This window comes from Bradyrhizobium sp. 2TAF24 (assembly GCF_052115025.1).
Taxonomy (GTDB): Bacteria; Pseudomonadota; Alphaproteobacteria; order Rhizobiales; family Xanthobacteraceae; genus Bradyrhizobium_A.
Genome location: NZ_JBFRFW010000002.1, coordinates 379,723 through 396,178, shown reverse-complemented (window position 1 = coordinate 396,178; position 16,456 = coordinate 379,723). Strand labels below are relative to the sequence as shown.

Annotated in this window: 15 protein-coding genes; 6 read left to right on the top strand and 9 right to left on the bottom strand. The window is 67.3% G+C overall.

The features are described from left to right. Nucleotides 1-98: 98 nt before the first annotated feature. Together AB4Z37_RS05080 and AB4Z37_RS05075 are read right to left on the bottom strand one after the other, a co-directional pair. Nucleotides 99-1,547, bottom strand: coding sequence for a M48 family metalloprotease (locus AB4Z37_RS05080; protein ID WP_441515590.1), 1,449 nt, complete (start codon nucleotides 1,545-1,547; stop codon nucleotides 99-101). 109 nt (nucleotides 1,548-1,656) lie between these two features. Next, nucleotides 1,657-2,415 carry a thermonuclease family protein gene (locus AB4Z37_RS05075; protein ID WP_441515589.1) on the bottom strand — a complete coding sequence of 253 codons (759 nt, stop codon included), beginning with the start codon at nucleotides 2,413-2,415 and terminating at the stop codon, nucleotides 1,657-1,659. Nucleotides 2,416-2,765: 350 nt separating this feature from the next. Here AB4Z37_RS05075 and AB4Z37_RS05070 point away from each other — a divergent pair, with 350 nt between their 5' ends. The 4 genes from AB4Z37_RS05070 (at nucleotide 2,766) to AB4Z37_RS05055 (ending at nucleotide 7,866) form a co-directional block, all read left to right on the top strand. Then, complete coding sequence (locus AB4Z37_RS05070) at nucleotides 2,766-3,989, top strand: ABC transporter substrate-binding protein (RefSeq protein ID WP_441515588.1); 1,224 nt, start codon at nucleotides 2,766-2,768, stop codon at nucleotides 3,987-3,989. A 73-nt stretch (nucleotides 3,990-4,062) separates the two neighbouring features. Then, a complete protein-coding gene (locus tag AB4Z37_RS05065) occupies nucleotides 4,063-4,851 on the top strand; it encodes an enoyl-CoA hydratase (RefSeq protein WP_441515587.1) in 789 nt (262 codons plus the stop codon). A 2-nt stretch (nucleotides 4,852-4,853) separates the two neighbouring features. Next, complete coding sequence (locus tag AB4Z37_RS05060; protein ID WP_441515586.1) at nucleotides 4,854-5,642, top strand: hypothetical protein; 789 nt, start codon at nucleotides 4,854-4,856, stop codon at nucleotides 5,640-5,642. A 64-nt stretch (nucleotides 5,643-5,706) separates the two neighbouring features. Further along, on the top strand, nucleotides 5,707-7,866 hold the full coding sequence (locus tag AB4Z37_RS05055; protein ID WP_441515585.1) for an acetate--CoA ligase family protein: 2,160 nt from the start codon (nucleotides 5,707-5,709) through the stop codon (nucleotides 7,864-7,866). Between the two features lie 28 nt (nucleotides 7,867-7,894). On the opposite strand, the gene AB4Z37_RS05050 is transcribed toward AB4Z37_RS05055, so the two are convergent. From AB4Z37_RS05050 to AB4Z37_RS05040, 3 genes are read right to left on the bottom strand one after another with little or no spacing between them, the layout of a single operon-like run. Next, the gene (locus AB4Z37_RS05050) at nucleotides 7,895-8,716 is read right to left on the bottom strand and encodes an enoyl-CoA hydratase/isomerase family protein (protein ID WP_441515584.1); all 822 of its coding nucleotides are present in this window, start codon (nucleotides 8,714-8,716) and stop codon (nucleotides 7,895-7,897) included. A 24-nt stretch (nucleotides 8,717-8,740) separates the two neighbouring features. Further along, nucleotides 8,741-9,901: an acyl-CoA dehydrogenase family protein gene (locus tag AB4Z37_RS05045; protein WP_441515583.1), complete on the bottom strand. Its 1,161-nt coding sequence runs from the start codon at nucleotides 9,899-9,901 to the stop codon at nucleotides 8,741-8,743. A gap of 54 nt (nucleotides 9,902-9,955) precedes the next feature. Further along, nucleotides 9,956-11,017: an acyl-CoA dehydrogenase family protein gene (locus AB4Z37_RS05040; protein ID WP_441515582.1), complete on the bottom strand. Its 1,062-nt coding sequence runs from the start codon at nucleotides 11,015-11,017 to the stop codon at nucleotides 9,956-9,958. A gap of 276 nt (nucleotides 11,018-11,293) precedes the next feature. Here AB4Z37_RS05040 and AB4Z37_RS05035 point away from each other — a divergent pair, with 276 nt between their 5' ends. After that, nucleotides 11,294-12,076, top strand: coding sequence for an SDR family NAD(P)-dependent oxidoreductase (locus AB4Z37_RS05035; protein ID WP_441515581.1), 783 nt, complete (start codon nucleotides 11,294-11,296; stop codon nucleotides 12,074-12,076). Between the two features lie 33 nt (nucleotides 12,077-12,109). Here AB4Z37_RS05035 and AB4Z37_RS05030 read toward each other — a convergent pair whose 3' ends face one another. Then, the gene (locus AB4Z37_RS05030; RefSeq protein ID WP_441515580.1) at nucleotides 12,110-12,394 is read right to left on the bottom strand and encodes a GlsB/YeaQ/YmgE family stress response membrane protein; all 285 of its coding nucleotides are present in this window, start codon (nucleotides 12,392-12,394) and stop codon (nucleotides 12,110-12,112) included. Nucleotides 12,395-12,496: 102 nt separating this feature from the next. Continuing rightward, nucleotides 12,497-13,114: a YidB family protein gene (locus AB4Z37_RS05025; protein WP_441515579.1), complete on the bottom strand. Its 618-nt coding sequence runs from the start codon at nucleotides 13,112-13,114 to the stop codon at nucleotides 12,497-12,499. Between the two features lie 234 nt (nucleotides 13,115-13,348). Here AB4Z37_RS05025 and AB4Z37_RS05020 point away from each other — a divergent pair, with 234 nt between their 5' ends. Beyond that, nucleotides 13,349-14,356 carry a 2-dehydropantoate 2-reductase gene (locus AB4Z37_RS05020; protein WP_441515578.1) on the top strand — a complete coding sequence of 336 codons (1,008 nt, stop codon included), beginning with the start codon at nucleotides 13,349-13,351 and terminating at the stop codon, nucleotides 14,354-14,356. A 10-nt stretch (nucleotides 14,357-14,366) separates the two neighbouring features. Here the strand turns inward: AB4Z37_RS05020 and AB4Z37_RS05015 are convergent, their stop codons facing one another. Further along, entirely contained in the window at nucleotides 14,367-14,711 is a 345-nt protein-coding gene (locus AB4Z37_RS05015) for a GrlR family regulatory protein (protein WP_441515777.1), read from the bottom strand. A 164-nt stretch (nucleotides 14,712-14,875) separates the two neighbouring features. After that, on the bottom strand, nucleotides 14,876-16,453 hold the full coding sequence (locus AB4Z37_RS05010) for a GNAT family N-acetyltransferase (RefSeq protein WP_441515577.1): 1,578 nt from the start codon (nucleotides 16,451-16,453) through the stop codon (nucleotides 14,876-14,878). Nucleotides 16,454-16,456: the final 3 nt, after the last annotated feature.

Here is a 16,456-nt window from a genome sequence, read left to right as displayed (position 1 = left end):
CCCGGACTTGATCCGGGGGAGGCCCCGGTTCGCGTGAAGACAACGCGTCAAACCAAAAAATGAGAGCGCGTTCGCGATTCCATCAGAAGCGAACGGGCTCAGTCGACGATGATCTTGACGCGGTCGCGCGCCTTGATCGTATCCTTGGCGTCGAGCCCGTTGATGATGCGGAAGCGCTCCGCCTGGCGGTCGACGCCGGCCATGCGGTGCGCGAGCGACTCCACGGTGTCTCCGGGCTGGACGTTGATCACCCGGATGCGCAGCGGCCGCGCTTCCTGGATCTCCGCCGCGGTCAGGCGGCGGAACGAGTTGACGGTGTCGCGGAAGCTGCGGTCGCTTTCGTTGGTCCGCTGCCGGGCGGCGAAGATGAAGCGGTAGACCTCGCTGCCAAAGCGCAGCGCATAGACGCGGAACTGCCACTGATCGCCGCGCGCGACCACGGTCGCCGCCGCCGAGCCGTTGATCGAGAGGTCCTCGACGGAGGATTTGTCGACGTTCTCCATCCAGCCGGAGACCAGATATTCGCCGAGCGGCTGCTCGCTCGGCACCCGCACCACGTCGAAACGCATCGCCTGGCTGCCGCCCTCGCGCACCCCGACCACCGCCTGGGCGGTGTTTTCCAGCGAGAAACCATCCGGAGCGGTGAAGGTGAAGCCGAGCTTGGGATGCAGGAAGCGGCGGCCACGCACGAAGCCTTCGCTCGGGTCTTCGCCGTAGACGATGTTGTCGATCGCATTGAGGTATTCATCGCGGTCGCGCGGTGGCGATTGCGGGCCGGCATACTGGCGGGCGTTGGCCTGCGCGTTCTGGATGCGCTCCGGGGTCGCCGGGTGCGACGACAGGAAATCCTGCGAGCGCGGGTCGAGGCCGGAGCGCTGTGCCTTGAGGGCGGCGTTGTGCTCCATGGCGCTGAGGAAGCGCGCCGCGCCATAGGGATCGAAATGCGCGCGGGCCGAGATACCGACGCCGATGCCGTCGGCCTCCAGCTCCTGCGCCCGCGAGAAGTTGGCCATGGTGAGCTTGGAGCGCGCCAGCGCCAGCGCGGTCAGGCCGGGATCGTCGCTCATGTCCTGGACCACGCGCGTCACCAGCGCGGCCTGCCGGGCCTGGTCCTCGCGGATCGCGGCGTGCTTGGCGAGCACATGGGCCATCTCGTGCGACAGCACGGACGACAGCTCCGAGGTGTCGCTCGCGAGCGCAACCAGGCCGCGGGTGACATAGAGCTGGCCGGTCGGCAGCGCGAAGGCGTTGACGGCGCCGGAGTTCAGGATCGTCACCTTGTAGGAGAGGTCCGGGCGCTCCGACGCGGCGACCAGACGGTCGACGGTCTTGCCGATCAGCGCCTCCAGCTTCGGATCGTTGTAAGGGCCGCCATAGGACGCGAGGATGCGTTCATGCTCGCGTTCGGTGGCAGGGGTCTGTGCCACGGGTTTGGGGAATTTGGCCGTGCCCGAGACCACCGGGGTCGTCGCGGTCTGGAAGCGGGTGGTGTCGCCGCAACCGCCAAGGCCGAGCAGGACGGCCAGCACGACAGGCGCCGCGAGCATGCGGCGGGACCTTCCCCGCAGGAAACGTTCCGGTCGTCTTCCCAGCGCCGTCACTTCCGTCCCATCCGCCCCAAAAATCTCAAATCAAACTGATGACTACCCGCAGCCACTATTCACCGGTCAGCTCGATCTGCCCGGGCTGCAGCACGTCGATCCGCGGCCCCCCGCGCAACTCGACCCAGCCCCGAACGCGAACACGCCGATTTTCGAGCGATTTTGGCGACAGGCCAGAGGCCTCGAGCGCCGCAATCATGCGCCTTGAAATAGTGGCGGCAAAGCTTTCTGTCCACCGGCGGCCAAAATTGACATAAATTGTCGCTCCGGCCTGTCGGACTGATAAAACCTTGCCTTCGATGACGACAAACTGCCCCACCAAGGCCGAAATATCGCCCGGCCTTTCGGCGTTTTTTATGGCGATATCGCTGTTCCAGGCACCGCGGCGGGCGACGCGGGCCTCGGCTTCGGCCTGGGTCAGTTCCGCGGCGCATGCCCGATCGGCGACGAAGCCCGAGAACAGCGCGAATCCCTGCCGCAGCAGCTCGATCTGAACCGACGCCTGGGAGCCCGCCGCGACGACGATGGCCGATTGCCGCCCATAGCGGTCGGGCGCATCGTCCGGCCCGAGCAACTGCACATCGCGTCCCGCGACCTGCGCAGTGAGCGGCGCGGTGTTTCCGCCTGGCACGGCTTCGATGCCGGTGAGCCGGATCTCGCGGCCGTCCTGCAGGCGGAAGGTGCGCGCATCGATGATGGCATCGACGTGGCCGTCGCCCTGAGCCTCATAGGAACAGGCCGCTTTCGCCGTCGGCGCGATCAGCGTCGCGACCGCGATCATGGCGCCAAGCGGACCGCACAGCGCGAGGCGCATGCGCGTATCTCCCCTCTGTCTCTGCGGGGCGATGGTGGCGCGCGTGTCGCAACGCGTCCAGCGTATTCGCGCCACCATCTTCTCCGGGCACAGGTCGCACGGGCGACATGACGCATGCATGACGTCGTCCATCGCGGCGCATTGCATGTTGCGTGCGAGCGGCAGAAACCATTCCGTTTTGCGGAATTGTTGCGTGGTTGGACGTATCGCGTGGTTGCGCCGACGCTCGCGGAGATGAGCCCTGCGGTTTCAAACAAGTGTTTGACTTGCCGCGTCGCAGGCGTTGCGGCATGATCACCGCAACAAATAGCGGCGTCGAAACATCAGCGACGTCGCATGAGGGGGAAACCATGCTACGACGACCGTCCTTCGCCACCGTTGCGTCCATTGCGCTGGCATCCGTGCTGTGTCTTTCGGCGGGCACCGCCGGCGCGCAGGACAAGCCGCCGCTGAAGCTCGGTGCCATTCTCGACATGTCCGGACTGTACGCCGACATTACCGGCGTCGGCAGCGAGGCCGCGGCGAAGATGGCGGCGGAAGATTTCGGTGGTCAGGTGCTCGGCCGCAGGATCGAGATCATCGCCGCCGATCATCTCAACAAGGCCGACCTCTCCGCCAACATCGCGCGCGACATGCTCGACAACCAGGGTGTCGAGGCGATCGTCGATGTCGCCGCCTCCGCCACGGCGCTCGCCGCCAGCGAGATCGCGAAGGCGCGCAACAAGATCATCATCTTCAACGGCCCCGGATCCATCCGCCTCAGCAACGAAGCCTGCGGCCCCTATACCGTCCACTATGTGTTCGATACCTTTGCCCAGGCGAACGTCACCGGCCTTGCCGCGGTGAAGCAGGGCCTCGACACCTGGTTCTTCCTGAGCGCGGACTATGCTTTCGGCGCCGATCTCGAGAAGGACACCAGCAATGTGGTGGTGAAATCCGGCGGCAAGGTGCTCGGCAGCGTCAAGCATCCGCTCAACACCTCGGATTTCTCCTCATTCCTGCTGCAGGCGCAGAGCTCCAAGGCGAAGGTCATCGGCCTCGCCAATGCCGGCGGCGACACCATCAACGCCATCAAGCAGGCGGCGGAGTTCGGCATCACCAGGGGCGGTCAGAAGGTCTCGCCGCTGCTGGCCTTCATCACGGATATCGACAGCGTCGGCCTGCCGACCTCGCAAGGGCTATTGCTGGCGGAAGCGTTCTACTGGGATCTCAACGACGATACCCGCGCGTTCTCCAAGCGCTTCATGGAGCGGGTCAAGCGGCCGCCGACTTCGGCGCAGGCGGGCGTCTATTCGTCGGTGTTGCACTATCTCAAGGCGGTCAAGGAGGCCGGCACTACCGACGCCGCGGCGGTCATGAAGATCATGAAGGCGACGCCGATCAACGACATGTTCGCCAAGAACGGCCGCATTCGCGAGGACGGCCGCATGGTGCATGACATGTACCTGTTCGAGGTCAAGTCGCCGGCCGAGTCCAGGGGGCGCTGGGACGATTACAAGCTGCTCGCCACCGTGCCGGGCGACCAGGCGTTCCAGTCGCTGTCGGAGTCGCGCTGTCCGCTGGTCAAGAAGTAACGCGGCAGCACGGCCTGGACGGCGGCGAGGGCCGTCGTCCGAACCGCTTCCACATCGTCAAGGACAGATTGCCATGAGCGACATCGTTCTGCAGCAGCTCGACCACGGCCTCCTGACCATCACCATGAACCGTCCGGAGCGGCGCAACGCGCTCAACGCCGACATGAGCCGCGGGCTCGCCGAGGCGGCGCGCCGCGCCGCGGAAGATGCCGAGGTGCGGGCGGTGCTGCTGAAGGGCGCCGGCGGCACCTTCTGTGTCGGCGGCGATGTCAAGGCGATGGCGAGCGCGACCGAGACGCCATCGCTCGAGGCGAAGGTGACGCAGCTGCGGCGCGGCATGGAGGTGTCGCGTCTGCTGCACATCATGGCGAAGCCGGTGGTCGCCCAGATCGACGGTGCCGCGGCCGGCGCCGGCCTGTCGATCGCGCTCGCTTGCGACCTGCGGGTGGCATCGGCCTCCGCCAAGATCACCACCGCGTTCGCCAAGGTCGGCTATTCCGGCGACTATGGCGGCACCTATTTCCTCACCCAGTTGCTCGGCAGCGCCAGGGCGCGCGAACTCTACCTGCTGTCGCCGGTGCTGACGGCGCAGGAGGCGCTGGCGCTCGGCATGGTCAATCGCGTGGTGCCGGACGCGGAGATCGACGCTGCCGCGCACGAACTGGCGATGTCGCTGGCGCGCGGGCCGACGGTGACTTACGGCTATATCAAGAAGAACATCAACAACGCCGAACAGCTCTCCCTCGAAGCCTGCTTCGACGGGGAAGCGCTGCATCACTCGCGCTGCTCGGACACCGCCGATCACAAGGAGGCGGCCAAGGCCTTCGTCGAGAAGCGGCCTGCGGTCTTCAAGGGGCACTGACCGTGGCGGCGGATCTCCGGCTGCGGCAGATCTGTCTGGTGGCGTCACAGCTCGAACCGGTGGTCGGGGACCTCGCGGCGATCCTTGGCCTCGCCGTCTGCTATCGCGATCCGAACGTGGCGCGCTACGGCCTCGCCAATGCGCTGATGCCCGTCGATACCGTCCTGCTGGAAGTGGTTGCGCCGACGATGGAGGGCACCGCCGCGGGCCGCTTCCTGGCGAAGACGCAAGGGCAGGGCGGCTACATGGCGATCTTCTCCTGCGACGATCCCGCCGCGCGGCGTGCTCACGCCGAACGCATCGGCGTGCGGGTGGCCCATGTGATCGACCGGCCGCCCTACCTCGGTGTGCAACTGCATCCGCGGGATTGCCGTGCCGCCTTCATCGAGTTCAACCACACGGCGGGCAGCGACAACTTGCGCGGTCCCTATCCGCCCGCGGGGCCGCACTGGCACACCTTCATCCGCACCGATGTCACCCGCCGGCTGGTCGAGGTCGTCCTGCAGAGCCCGGAGCCGGCCGATCTTGCGCGCCACTGGAGCGCAATTCTCGACGCCCCGATGGGCACCGGTCCGGGTGGTGCGCCCACCATCGCGCTCAAAGATATCGCCCTGCGGTTTACGGCCGGGCCGGCCGATGCCTTGAGCGGCCTCGTGTTCGAAGCCGCTGATGGCGACACCATCGCCCGCAGCGCCCAGGCGAGGGGCTATCCCGTCGCGGCTGACGGCATCGCGATCGGCGGCGTCAGGGTAACCTGGCGCACCGTCGGGGCTCGCGCATCATCGCCATGACGCGCCGATCATGAGGGACCAGCGCTTGCGCGGCCGGCAACAACAAGAACAAGGAGCGTGATCGATGAACCAGGCCGCCGTCGATGCGCCGCGAGCGCATCCGCTGGATAGCTTCTTCTCCCCGGACAGCATCGCGATCATCGGTGCTTCGCGCGATGGCACCAAGATTCCGGGTCTGCTGCTGACCTTCCTGCGGCGCAACGGCTATGCGGGTGCGATCTATCCGGTCAATCCGCGCTATGACGAGATCGACGGTCTCGCTTGTGTCCCGTCCATCGCGGCGATCGGGCGGCCGGTCGATCTTGCCATTGTGATCATTCCGGCGCCGCAGGTGCTGGCGGCGCTGGAGGAGTGCGCGGCGGCTGGTGCCCGCAATGCCGTGGTCATCTCCTCGGGGTTCGCCGAAGGCGGCGGCGACAGCGCCGATGTCCAGCGCGACATCGCCGCACTCGCGCGTCGCACCGGGATGCGGATTTCCGGGCCGAACGCCGAAGGCTTCTACAACGAGGCGCGGCGCGTCGCTGCCACCTTCAGTCCCACGGTGGATGTGCGGCCGGACGCGCCGCGCCTGATCGCGACGCGGCAGCGCATCGGCATCGTGGCGCAGAGCGGCGGCATCGGCTTTGCGATCTACAACCGCGCCAAGGCGATGGGCGTGGCGGTCAGCTATGTGATGAGCACCGGCAACGAGGCCGACCTCGCCGCCGGCGAGGTGATGGATTATCTGGTGCAGGATACCTCGACGGGTGTCATCCTGCTGTTCATCGAGGGCATTCGCGATCCAGCGATGTTCGAGGTGGCGGCGCAGCGGGCGGCGGAGCTCGGCAAGCCGGTCATCGTCACCAAGGTCGGGCGGACCAGCGCCGGCGAGCGCGCGGCGGCTTCGCACACTGCCAGCATGGCGGGCTGGAATGCGGCCTATGATGCGGTGTTCGCCAAATATGGCCTGATCGCCGCGCATGACATCGACGAGGCGGTGGCGATCGCGGCTGCATTCGCCGCCAATCCCTGGCCGAAGGGGGGGCGCGTGGCGGTGGTGACGGTGTCGGGCGGCGCCGGCGCCTGGGTCGCCGATACGCTCGCCGGCGAGGGGCTGACGATCCCCGAACTGTCGCCGTCGCTGCAGGCCGAAATCCAGGCGCTGATCCCGTCCTACGGCTCGCCGCGCAATCCCGTCGACATCACGGCGCAGGCGGTGCACAGCGGCGGGCTGCAGGTCATCGTCGAACGGCTGACACGGTCCGACGAGGTCGATCTCATCGTCGTGGTGCTGTCGCTGGCGAGCGAGACGCGCATGCCGCTCAAGGTCGCCGAGATCAAGCCGGTCGTGGACGCCGCCCGCAAGCCGATCTTGATCCATAGTTATACATTGCCGTCGCAGTTCGCGCGCGACGGCCTTGGCGAGGCCGGCCTCGTCGTCTTCCCCGGCCTCGCCTCGCTCGGCCGTGCGACGCACGCGATGACGCGCCGCGCGGCGTTCGTTCCCACGCCGCACGTGGCTGCGGCCGTCGCGGCTGGAGAGATCGCGGCCGCCAGCGTGCTAGATGGATTGTCCGGCAATTTGTCGGAGTACGAGAGCAAGCAGCTGCTGCGCGACTGTGGCATCGCCATGCCGGCGGAGGTGCTGGTGCGCAATCGCGGCGAACTCCCCGAGGCGCTGGAGCGGGTCGGCTTCCCCGCGGTGATGAAGATCCAGTCCCGCAGCATCGCTCACAAGAGCGAGGTTGGCGGTGTGCATGTCGACATCCGCGATGCGGAGAAGGCACAGCAGGCCTACGATGTGCTGCTGGAGAATGCCCGGCGTCACTGTCCGGATGCTCATCTGCTCGGTGTGCTGGTCGGCCCGATGGCGAAGGCAGGCGTTGAGATCATCGTCGGCACGGTACGCGATGCGACCTTCGGGCCGATCGTGATGGTCGGGCTCGGCGGCATTGCGACCGAGCTGTTTCGCGATGTGGTCTATCGGCCGGCGCCGGTGAGCGAGCGCGAGGCGGTCGCCATGCTCGATGAGCTGAAATCGGCTCCTCTGCTGCATGGCTTCCGCGGTTCGGTGATCACCGACATCGACGCACTGGCGCGGTTGATCGCGCAGGTGTCGCAGCTCGCCGCCGCTTTGCGCCACGTGGTGGCCGAGATCGAACTCAACCCGGTGGTCGTTCATCGGGATGGCGAAGGCGTCACCGTGCTCGATGCCCTGATGGTGGCGGCACTGCCGGCCGCCTAGGGGCTCCAGGGTGTGCGGCAGGAGAGCTTCAACGGCCCGTGAAATTCGGCACACGGCGCTCTTCGGTGGCCTTGACGCCTTCCCGGAAGTCCTCGGTGGCGCGCAGCCGCGTCTGCTCGGCAAGCTCGTGCTCCGTGGCGGCGCGGACGCGGTCCGCAAGGCCACGGCGCACCGTCGCGCGGGTCGCGATCACGCCGAGAGGTGAGCATTCGGCGATCTCGGTCGCCAGTTTGATGGCCTCCGCACGGACCTGATCCTGCGGCACCAGCGCGGTGGCCAGCCCCATCTTCAGCGCCTCCTCGCCGGTGACGCGGCGGCTGGTGTAGAACATCAGCTCCGCATTGGTCCGGCCGATCGCTTCCGGCAAAGTGACGGTCAGGCCGAAGCCGGGATGGAAGCCGAGCCGGGTGAAGTTGGCGGAGAAGCGCGCCTCGGGGCAGGTGACACGAAAGTCCGCAGCCATCGCAAGGCCAAGGCCACCGCCGATCGCGGCGCCATGTACGGCGGCGATGATCGGCTTCCTGGCGCGGAAGATCCGCACTGCCTCGTAATAGAGATGGCTGATCTCGCCGAGGTTGCTGGCCGGGTCGCGGCCTTTGTCGCGGCTCTCGGCGGGCGCGGTCTCCCGGCGCGACGGGTCACCGAAATTGGCTCCGGCACAGAATGCCTTGCCCTGCGCCGCCAGCACCACCGCGCGCGTCGCCGGATCCTCGTCGATCTTGTCCAGCGCGTCGGCGATCTGCCGGATCAGCACGATGTCGAAGAAGTTGAGCGGCGGCCGGCGGATCTCGATGGTGGTGACGAAGCCGGTCTGCTCCAGCGCGATGTCGAGGCCCGTGGTGCTGGTCATGAAGAAATCTCCGTGGCGTGAGTGTCAGCGCAGGCCAAGCCCGCGCGCGATGATGCCGCGCAGCACCTCGGTGGTGCCGCCCTGGATGGTGAGCTTCGGCGCGATCCTGATGGCGAAGTCGAGCTGCCGGCTCAGCGTCTCGTGATTGGTTGCGTCGGGCTCGACGAAGGCGGACAGCGTGCGCACGCGGTGCGGCAGCTGCTGCTCCCAGATGGTGCCGATGTCCTTGACGATGGAGGCCTCCACCACCGGCTCCTTGCCGGCCTGCAGCATGCCAGCGACGGAGACCGACATCCGCCGCATGGTGTGCAGCTGCGCCACCAGGCGACCGACTCCTTCGGCGCCGCGCACATCGGGGGCAGGCCCGAGCGCGCGGACCAGCTCGGTCAGCACATAGTGCGTCTCCAGGAAGCGTTCGGGGCCGCTGCGCTCATAGGCGAGCTCGCTTGTCGCCTGCTTCCAGGCGCCGTCGATCTCACCCAGCGCATGGTCTTCCGGCAGCAGCACGTCGTCGAACACCACCTCGTTGAAATCATGCCGGCCGCTCATTTGTCCGATCGGGTTGACGGTGATGCCGGGAGCCTTCATGTCGATCAGGAACTGGGTGAGGCCGTGACGGCGGTTCTCCTTGGTCGGCGGCGCGGTGCGGAAGATGCCGAGCATGTAGTCGGCGACATGGGCCGAGGTGGTCCAGACCTTGGTGCCGTTCAGTCGCCAGCCGCTGTCGGTCCTGCTGGCCTTCGCCTTGGCCGCGAACAGGTCGGAGCCGGAGTTCGGTTCGCTCATGCCGATCGCGAAGCACAGCTCGCCGCGGCAGATGCGCGGCAGGATGTCGAGCTTGATGCGCTCGCAGGCATATTTCAGCAGCACCGGACCGCTCTGCCGGTCGGCGACGAAGAAGCGGCGCGTCGGCGCGTTGGCGACCCGCATCTCCTCGGTGACCACATAGCGCTCGAGAAAGCTGCGCTCATGGCCGCCATACGTTTTCGGCCATGTCATGCCGATCCAGCCGCGCGCGCCGACCCGGCGGCTGAAGCCGGGGGCGTCGAAATCCTCAGACTGCGGCCGGTGCGGGTCGAACGTGCCGCCGGCCGCCTCCTCGGCGAGGAAGGCACGGACTTCGTGGCGCAGCTGCTCGCATTCCGGCGGCAGGCGGATCGGGTCAAAGTGCAGCGCGGCGGACATGATCAAAGCGCTCCCAGGACGCAGCTATCGAACGACGCATGGTGGCGGGCGCGGTCATCGCGAAGCCAGCAGCGGCCAGAGCTCGTCGGCGCCGCGTGCGGCGACGCGCCCACCGAGCACCGCCGCCCAATGGCTCTCATGACCGAAGTCGTTGCGCCAGCCGAGCGCCCGCAGCGTGAAACGATGCAGAACGTGCTCGCTGGTGAAGCCGATGGCGCCGTGCACCTGATGGGCGATGGCGCTTGCTGTTTCGGCTGCCTCGCCGCAACGGATCTTGGCGGCCGCCGCCTCCAGCAGCAGGGCGTCGCCGGTGGCGCCGCGGGCCGCAGCATCGGCGGCCGAGCCGGCCGCCGTCATCGCCGCCGCGACCTCGCCGGCGAGCCTCGCCAGGTTGTGCTGCACCGCCTGGAACTTGGCGATGGGGCGTTCGAACGCCACGCGTTCGTTGGCGTAGCGCACGGTGATTTCGAGCGCGGTCTCGAGGGCGCCGGCGATCTGCAGGCTGCGGACGATAGCGCCCATCTGCAGCAGCAGGGCTCGATCCCAGCCCGCAGGCGCCGGCGCGATGGCCGCGGGCGGGATGCGCGTGAAGACGACCGCATTGGACGGCTCGTCCGCGAGGCTGTCGCCCGGCATGATCCGGCAGTCCGAAGCCGCGACCAGTGCAATGACGACGCCCGACGGACCATCTGCGAGCACGGCGATATGCTCGGCGTCCGCTGCAAAAGGAATGTGGCGGACGCTGCCGTTCAGCGTGCCGTCGGCGGTCAGCACGATGCGATCGTTCGGCATGGCCGGTGCGAGCGTCATCGTCCCGGCCGGCGCGGACAGGCCGGCTTGCGCCAGCAGCCAGCCCGCCAGCAGGGTTTCCGCGAGCGGCACGGCGAGCGCGGCGCGTCCGGCCGCCTGCACCACGCCGAAGCCGTCGGCGAGATCGCCGCCCGATCCCCCGCAGGCTTCGGGCACCCAGGCCAGCGGCAGCCCCGCGTCGCTGAGTGCGCGCCACAGGGGCGCCTTCCAGTCGGCGCTGCGCGACTGGATGATGCCCTGGGCATCGGCGAGATCGGTGAAGATGCGCGTCGCCGTTGCGACAACGATGTTCTCTGGCTCCGTCACGGATCCTCCGACAGAAGACATGCTTCTCATCCCGGACACCATGTCATGGGCCGGGACGGGGTCTCCCTGATGTTGCGCGCATGATGAGGAAAAGGCTGCGGGCTGACAAGCGCAGCGCGCCGCAATGCCGTCTGCGGTTCAGGCATGAGCGAATTCCGCGAGGCGCGCTTATTCCGCTGCGCGGTTTGGTGAAAGGGCTGTTCCTGTCATGCCATGAGCGCTAGCCTGATCGCTCGTGGCAAGGCGTGCGGGCGCGCGGGATTTTTGGAGAGGCCGATGTCGACAGAAGGATTGCGGGCCATCGTGACGGGATCGGCGTCAGGTCTCGGCGCCGCAGCGGCGTTGAAGCTGGCGCAGAATGGCGGGCGCGTCCTGATCAACTACGCCTCGAGCCGTGATGATGCCGAGCGCACGGCAGAGGCCTGCCGCGCGGCGGGCGCAGAGGTCATCGTGGTGCAGGGCGACGTGTCGCGCGACGACGATTGCCGGCGCATCGCGGAGGCGGCCGCGGCCTGGGGCGGCCTCGACGTGCTCATCAACAATGCCGGCGTCACCAAGCATGTCGAGCACACGCTGCTCGATCAGCTCTCGGCCGACGACTTTCAGCGCATCTATGGCGTCAACACCATCGGGCCGTTCCAGATGGTGCGGGCCGCGCGGCCGCTGCTCGAGGCCGGTGCGCGTGAACGCCAGCGTTCGTCGACGGTGGTGAACGTGTCCTCGATCGCCGGACTGACCGGCATCGGCTCGTCGCTGGCCTATGTGGCGAGCAAGGGCGCGCTGAATGCGATGACCATCGCGCTGGCGCGTGCGCTGGCACCGCTGATCCGCGTCAACGCAGTCTGTCCGGGTTATATCGACACACCATGGTTCGAGAAGGGCCGCGGCGTGGAAGGCGCCCAGCGTGTGCGCGACATGGTCAAGCAGAAGGTGCCGCTGCATGTCGCGTCCAGCCCGCAGGACGTGGCGGAGCTGGTCTGCTTCCTGGCAGGCCCACAATCGGGCCACATGACCGGGGAGCTGGTGCGGATGGATGCCGGCATGCACCTCGCCACCTGACGCGCCCGGTCGGGCGCATCAGGGCGAGAGGCGTCAGCGCGGTCCGGCGCCGCGGTCGGGGATGACACCCGCCGCCACCAGCCGGTTCCAGATGAACAGCACGACCAGTGCGCCGATCGTCGCGGTAATGAAGCCCGCGCCCTGGTCCGGGCCATAGTGGCCGATCCACTGGCCGATGGCGGTCGCCAGGAACGCGCCGACGATTCCGAGGACGGTGGTGAGGATGAAGCCCGACGGATTGTTGGGGCCGGGCGACAGCAGCCGTGCAATGATTCCGGCGACGAAACCAACGATGATGATCCAGAGAATGCCGCCCATGCTAACGCCTTTCCGGTGGGTGAAGCCAAATTGCGAGATCCCCCGCACGCGGGCGGCGGAACATCAGGCCGGCACAAGCGAACCGGTGCCGGCGGAAGGGTGTCACAGCCAGTGCGAAGCTTCGTGATCGGTCGGCAACCGGCCATTCGGCGTCAGCTGGTTGATCACTTCGGGCAGATGCTGGCTCAGCCCCTGCAGCAGAGCCTCGCGTGACATGCCGCTCTGCGAGACCAGCTCGTTGATCTGGTCGACGCCGAGCGCATTGGCGAGGTCTCCCGGCGAGATGGCCTTGTTGGGGCCTGAACCCACCCAGGTGCTCGCGGTGTCGCCATGGCCGCTGTCCTGGAACTGCTTGAGCAGATCGCCGAGGCCGCCGCTGAGGACGGTGCCGGCCGCGCCGCCGGCCAGAAGCCCGCCGAGGCCGCCCTTCAGCAGGTCGCCAAGACCGCCGCCCGAGCTTCCGCCGAGACTGCTGGCAAGGCCGCCGAGACCGCCAGTGCTGCCCGGCAATGACGCTGGCGTCGGCGCAGGCGGTGCACCTGCGGGAGCCGCGGTCGTCGGATGGCTGCCGCCGATCTTCTTCACGGCCTTGTAGGCCAGCAAGGCCAGGATCGCCATGGTCAGTGGCGACATGCCGCCGCTGCTCTTGCTGGGATCACTGGGGGCGCTGGGGCCGCGAGGGCCATTCTGCATGCCGTTCAGAATGTCGAGTAAGCCCATGATGGTCTCCTGTCGCTCGTCAGCCTTGGGTGTCTGCCCTTGAGCCAAAACAGTAGTTAGCTCCCGTGAAGGTGACAAGACGGGGCGGGCGGAGGAATATTTTGCAGCGAATCGGGAGCTGTTGGGCTGGCGTTCAGGTTGGCTCCCGAGCCGTCGGAGCGGGCGTGCGCGGGACCTCATGAGGGTGTTTGCTCATGCCACGGCAGGTTCCGAGAGGTATGGGAAGGGGGCAGGATGGCGGCAGCGGACAGGATCGTGGTGGCCGGCGCCGGCAGCATCGGCTGCTTTGTCGGTGGCATGCTGGCGGCGGCGGGACGCCCGGTCGGCTTGCTTGCACGCCCGCGTGTCGTCGATGAAATCGAGGCGCACGGGCTGCGGCTGACGAGCTTCGATGGCGGTGACCGGCAGGTGTCGGCGCGTGCGATGACGGTTTCGGACGACGCTGCGATCCTTCGCGAAGCTGCGATCGTGCTGGTCTGCGTCAAGAGCGCCGATACGGCCGGGATGGCGATCACCATCGCCGCGCACGCGCCGCGCGATGCGGTGATCGTCAGCCTGCAGAACGGCGTCGCCAACGCGCCGGTGCTTTCGCGGCGTCTGACGCAGCCGGTGCTCGCCGGCATGGTGCCGTTCAACGTCGTGGCGATGGGGCGGGGGCGCTTTCATCGCTCGACCTCCGGAGACATCGTTATCGCCGCGGACGCCGCCGCAACCGCCGCGCGGCTGTCGACGGCTGCGCTGCCATTGCGCGCCAGCGACAACATCCTTGGCGTGCAGTGGGGCAAGCTGCTGGTCAATCTCAACAACGCGCTCAATGGGCTGTCCGGCCTGCCGCTCCGCGATCAGCTCTCGCAGCGGTCATGGCGGCGCCTGCTGGCCGATCAGATCGCCGAAGCGCTCGACGTGCTCGCGGCCGAGGGCATCGCGCCGGTGTCGACCACGCCGCTGCCTGCGTCCTGGACGCCGGCCATTCTGCGGCTGCCGGATCCGCTGTTTCGCGCGATCGCCGGCGCCATGATTCGGATCGATCCGCAGGCGCGCTCGTCGATGTGGGAGGATCTGCAGCGCGACCGCCGCACGGAGATCGACTATCTCCAGGGTGCGATTATTGCGCTCGCGGAGCGGCACGAGCTGCCGACGCCGATATCCGATCGCGTGGTATCGCTGATCAAGGCCGCCGAAGCGAAACACCAGGGATCGCCCGCCCTGACGCCGCAGCAGATCCGGGCGACAATGCGCTGATGCGGATGCTTCAATCGAGGTCCGCGACCCGCCGCAGCGTGGCCGCCAGACGAATGCTCTGCTTGCCGAACAGCGCGGTGCCGCCGACGGTCGCCTCGGTGTCGCCGATCTTGCCGGAGAAGCCGATGCTGACAGGACGGCCGCCGAACAGCGGCGCGACGTCGCGTGGCTGGGTGTGCTGGTCGATCAGCAGTTCCCCCTTCAGCGTGGTGCCGTCGGTGGTGTAGCTGCCGGTGTAGTACAGAAATGCATCGCCGCCGAGCAGCGTGCCGTCGCGGAAAACGAGGACGCCGCTGCCCTTGCCGAAATGCCCGTCAAGCGTCCTGACGTGCATCGAATAGAGACCGTTCTTCATGATCTCATGCACCCATCCGAGCGCAGTCATAGGGCAGCTTGGCGGTTCGGTGCAACGGGCGATCGTGCTGTTTTGCCGTGCGCGGCAACTGCCAGCAGGCATGGCTCCGAACATGCGCGCAGCACGCGCATGAAGACACCATGACGAAGGGCATGTGCGATGGATCAGGCCGGGATCGCGCGCGTCGGCGCGGTGGTGTGCGGAGGACGTGGCGACGCTGATGGCATATCTTGTGGCAGCGGAATACCATCGATCGGCGGCTGTGCCGCCGCCCCCGATGCGACCAGACGCAGCGCTTCCTCGTTACGGCCGGCTCTGAGCAGGGCGCGGCTGAGCAGGCCAGCAATGCCCGGAGCATCCGGCTGGAGCCGCGCGACCTCGCGATAGGCATCGGCGGCTTCCGAGAACTGTCCGAGGGCTTCGCAGGATTGCCCAAGGCACAGCCGCGGCTTGAAGGTGTCCGGCCGCACCTCGATCAGCCGCGCAAAGATACGCTTCGCCGCGCGGTGGTCGCCCTTCGTGGCCAGCAGCTGGCCGAAGCGGTGCAGGGTGTTGTCGTCGCGCGGGGCAGTCTCGAGAATCTGGCGATATCCGATTTCCGCTTCGGCGAGCTTGCCGGCCTGATGCCGTTCGGTGGCGAGTTTCAGTGCGCCGGCTACCGCGTGAGGATCGAGCTTGCCGCCGAGATTGCGATGGTCACGGGTCGCGATGACATGGCAGTGCAGGCGCTCCTCGCTGACACCAAACGAGTACTTGTAGCGCTCGTTGCCGCGCAGGAAATCGTAGCGCGTGAAGCCATTGGCAATGGCGTGGCGGATGCTGTGGCCATGCAGGATCAGGCCGGGCGGCGGGCCGTCGAACGTTTCGTCGCGCCCGGTGATGTAGAACAGGAAGGCCCTCTTCCGGGCATCCATCAGGGTGGCGAGCGCCGCGAGCGGGCGGTCGCCATGCCATAGAACCGGCAAGTGCAACAACCCACGTTCGAAGCTGCGCAGCAGCATGAAGAAGTTGGAACGCACCAGGGCCTCGACGGAGTCGCCCTTGCGAGATCGCCACCTCGCCTCCCAGAATTTCAGCAGCGTCCGCAGGTCGTTCTGGACGGTTGCTGCAGTCGTGTGGGTGATGTGGTAGGCGTCGCCGCAATCCACCAGCTTGAGCAGCCGTCGAATCTTCTGTCGGGTGTTGGCGCTGAGCGTGTCGAGATAGGCATTCCAGTCGGGCGGCAGCTGCGCATAGGGACAGATGGCGTTGTCCACCTGATCGTGCGCGTTGACGCGGTTGAGCGGGGTGGCGACGAACGTGGCCTGCGAGAAATGAGCCAACAACTGGCGGAACCGCAGCGCCGATCCCCGGAAATTATCGACGCTGAACGACGCCCAGTGCAACTGCCTGATCTGGCGTACAAAGGCGGCGATGGCTCGAGCTTCGGCGTCCGGCCGGGCGATCAGTCCGGTGTAGTCCGCGGCGTAGCTGCCGGCCATCTTCAGTTCGTTGGTCAGGTGTCCGGCGGCATCGGCCTTGACTTCGAAACGCAGCGGAAAGAATGCCACATAGGGAGCATCCTCCGGCTGGTCGTCCCGTGCCGCCAGGATCACCCAGGGGGTCGAAAGGTTCGGCAACCAGCCCGCGAGCCATTCCCACGACAAGAACAGCTGAGCATCCGCATCGGCATCATAGACCGCGTTCCAGTTGTCCCTGAGACGGTGGAAGGTCTCCACCCTGTCGATGATGTCGATGCGCAACAG